General features: G+C 71.6%; 4 protein-coding genes. All 4 read left to right on the plus strand.

Annotated elements, in window-relative coordinates; all coding sequences use genetic code 11:
* On the plus strand, positions 1-972 hold a 972-nt coding region (locus ACWTSU_RS08380; protein WP_455139654.1), incomplete at its 5' end, for a SufB/SufD family protein.
* Positions 973-974: 2 nt separating this feature from the next.
* Positions 975-2,216, plus strand: coding sequence for an aminotransferase class V-fold PLP-dependent enzyme (locus ACWTSU_RS08385; protein WP_455139656.1), 1,242 nt, complete (start codon positions 975-977; stop codon positions 2,214-2,216).
* On the plus strand, positions 2,203-2,661 hold the full coding sequence (gene sufU, locus ACWTSU_RS08390) for a Fe-S cluster assembly sulfur transfer protein SufU (RefSeq protein ID WP_455139658.1): 459 nt from the start codon (positions 2,203-2,205) through the stop codon (positions 2,659-2,661). Before ACWTSU_RS08385 ends, sufU begins: the two co-directional genes overlap by 14 nt.
* Positions 2,662-2,669: 8 nt before the next feature.
* Entirely contained in the window at positions 2,670-3,119 is a 450-nt protein-coding gene (locus tag ACWTSU_RS08395) for an RrF2 family transcriptional regulator (protein WP_455139660.1), read from the plus strand.
* The last annotated feature ends 160 nt before the right edge of the window (positions 3,120-3,279 follow it).

Below are 3,279 nucleotides of genomic sequence, written 5' to 3' on the forward strand. Positions count from 1 at the left end.
ATGGGGCCCGAGGTAACTGCCTGGGCCGATTCACAGGCCGGCGACGCCCGTTACGTGGGGGTCCCGCGCGGCGCGCGCCGCGAGGAGCCCGTGGTGGTGAGCGTCGGCGCCGGCGAGGCGGCGGACACGGGCGTGCTCGTCCGCGAGGGCGCCGAGGTCACGATCGTGGTGGCCGCTGGTGAGACATTGGGGACAGGTTCATTTGTCTCATCGGCTGACAGCGACGCCGCACCCGCAACGACCACCTCGGATGAGACAAATGAACCTGTCCCCAATGTCTCACCCACGTCAGCGTCGCTTCTGCGCGTGGTCGCCGAGCGCGGCGCGCGCGTGCGCCTCTTCGAGTACGTGGGCGCGGCCGACGGCCAGCAGTACCTCGAGAGCGTGGGCATCCGCGCCGACCGCGACGCGCGCGTGGAGGTGCGCCAGTACCTGCTCGGCGGCGCCGGCGTGGCGCTGGGCCTGGAGGCCGACCTCGCCGGCGACCGCGCCCGCCTTGACCTCACCTGCCGCTACCACGCCGGCGGGACCGAGACGCTCGACGTCAACGAGGTCGTCCGCATGCGCGGGCGCGCCACGCGCTCAGAGCTCGCCTACAACGGGGTGCTCGAGGACGCGGCCTCCAAGAGCCTGCGCACCACGATCGACCTCGTCCACGGCGCGCGCGGCGCGCAGGGCAACGAGGCAGAGACCGTGCTCGTGCTCGGCGACGACGTGACCAACAAGACGCTGCCCACGATCCTGTGCGACGAGGACGACGTGGTCGGCAACCACGGCGCCACCATCGGCTCGGTGAGCCCCGAGCAGCTGGCCTACCTCGCCGACCGCGGGCTCTCCCGCGAGGACGCCGAGCGCCTGTTCGTGCGCGCCGTCTTCGAGGACGCCCTTCTCGCCGCCCCCTGCGACGAGGCCCGCGCCGTCGTCGAGCACGTGGAAAAGGGACATTCCCTTTTCCACGTCGAGGAGGCGTGACGATGGGCGCCGACATCCGCGAGAACCCCTACAAGGCCGACTTCCCGCTGCTCGCGGCCCAGCCCGAGCTCGCGTTTCTCGACAGCGCCGCCACGGCGCAGCGCCCGGCGTGCGTGCTCGACGCGCAGTGCCGCTTCTACGAGACCATGAACGCCAACCCGCTGCGCGGGCTCTACGGGCTCTCCGTGGAGGCCACCGCGGCGGTCGCCGACGCCCGCGCGCGCGTGGCCGCGCTGATCGGCGCCCCGGACGCGCGCGACGTGGTCTTCACCCGCAACACCACCGAGGCGCTCAACCTCGTGGCCACGTCCTTCTCGCCCACCGTGCTCGGGCCCGGCGACGAGGTGGCCATCACGATCATGGAGCACCACTCCAACCTCATCCCCTGGCAGCGGGCCTGCCGGGCGGCCGGGGCGCGCCTCGTCTACCTCTACCCCCAGAGCGACGGCACCCTCACGGACGAGGAGATCGCCGAGAAGATCGGGCCGCGCACCAGAATCGTGTCGTGCGCGCACGTCTCCAACGTCATGGGCTGCGAGCTGCCCGTCCGCAAGCTCGCCGACGCCGCGCACGCGGTGGGCGCCGTGATGGTGGTCGACGCCGCCCAGTCGGTGCCGCACCTGCGCGTGAACGTGAGCGAGCTGGGCGCCGACTTCCTGGCGCTCTCGGGCCACAAGGCGCTGGGGCCGATGGGCGTGGGCGTGCTGTGGGGGCGTCACGAGCTTCTCGACGCTATGGAGCCCATGCTCACGGGCGGCGAGATGATCGACTCCGTGCGCGAGCAGGACGCCACGTGGGCGCCCGTGCCCGAGAAGTTCGAGGCGGGCACGCAGGACGCCGCGGGCATCTACGCCACCGGCGTCGGGCTCGCCTACCTCACCGAGACGGTGGGCCTGGACGCCGTGGCCGAGCGCGAGGGCGCGCTCGTGGCCTACGCGATGGAGCGCCTGGCCGAGCTGGGCTTCGTGGACCTCATCGGCAGCGCGGACCCCGCGCGCCACCACGGCGTCATCAGCTTCAACGTGCGCGGCGTCCACCCGCACGACGTGGCGAGCATCCTCGACGCCTCGGGCGTCTGCATCCGCGCCGGCCACCACTGCGCGCAGCCGCTGCTCGCGTGGCTCGGCGTGGAGAACCTCGCGTGCTGCCGCGCGAGCCTCGCCTTCTACAACGACGCAAGCGACGTCGACCGGCTGGTCGACGGACTGACCCAGGTCTGGGGGATCTTCCATGGCAACGACTGACCTCTACAACGCGGAGTTCATGGACCACGTGTCCCACCCCGACTACAAGTACCAGATGGAGGACGCCGACTGCAGCCACGAGGGCGTGAACCCCTCCTGCGGCGACGAGCTCACGTTCTCGGTGCGCTTCGCCGACGACGGCACCATCGACGAGGCCGCCTTCACCGGCCACGGCTGCGCCATCTCCCAGGCGAGCGCCGACATCATGAGCGACCTCATGGTGGGCAAGACGCCCGAGCGGGCGCGCGAGCTGTGCGAGCTCTTCATGCGCATGGTCCGCGGCGAGGAGACCGACGAGTCCAAGCTGGACGAGCTGGAGGACGGCACGCTGCTGCGCGACATCGCGCACATGCCGGCGCGCGTGAAGTGCGCCGAGCTGGCGTGGCGCACGCTCGACGAGATGCTCGCCGCGCGCGAGGCGCCCGCGACGGGCAGCGAGGGCTAGGGACCGCCATGGCCGGGATGTTCTCGACGAAGGGGATGTACGCGCTGCGCGCGATGGCCGACCTGGCCGCGCACGACGGCTGGGTCTCGCTCGGCGACGTGGCGCGGCGCCAGCACATCTCGCGCAAGTACCTCGAGCAGGTCATCTCGCTCATGCACAAGGCCGGCTACGTGGCCAGTCAGCGCGGCAAGGGCGGCGGCTACAAGCTCACGCGCGCGCCAGAGGACTACACGCTCGGCGAGATCCTGCGCGCCGCCGAGGGGTCGCTCGCACCGGTGAGCTGCCTGGACTGCACCAACGAGGAGCTCTGCCCGCAGATCGAGACCTGCTCGACGGTGGGCGTCTGGCGCGACCTCGGGCGCGTCACCGCGAGCTACCTCGACAGCCGCACGCTCGCCGACCTCGTCCGCGAGCCCGGCGAGGACGACGCCGGCCCCTGCACGGCCCGGCCGATCTGAGAGCGTCGTCATCCTTCTCGTCCTTCTCGTCCTTCTCGTCCTTCTCGTCCTTCTCGCCAGCCTCGCCGCGGATACGATGCTCCTATATCTGTCAAGTCACTCCCTGGCGACCTCCGGGGGCATCCCGTCGGCGACCCACGCGGCGTAGCGCGCCGCCAGG

The sequence above is a fragment of the Thermophilibacter sp. genome, from assembly GCF_966187215.1.

Excerpts from the sequence above, each read along its gene's own strand:
- ACWTSU_RS08385 (WP_455139656.1), top strand. The coding sequence starts at position 975 with ATGGGCGCCGACATCCGCGAGAACCCCTACAAGGCCGACTTCCCGCTG.
- sufU (WP_455139658.1), top strand. The coding sequence starts at position 2,203 with ATGGCAACGACTGACCTCTACAACGCGGAGTTCATGGACCACGTGTCC.
- ACWTSU_RS08395 (WP_455139660.1), top strand. The coding sequence starts at position 2,670 with ATGGCCGGGATGTTCTCGACGAAGGGGATGTACGCGCTGCGCGCGATG.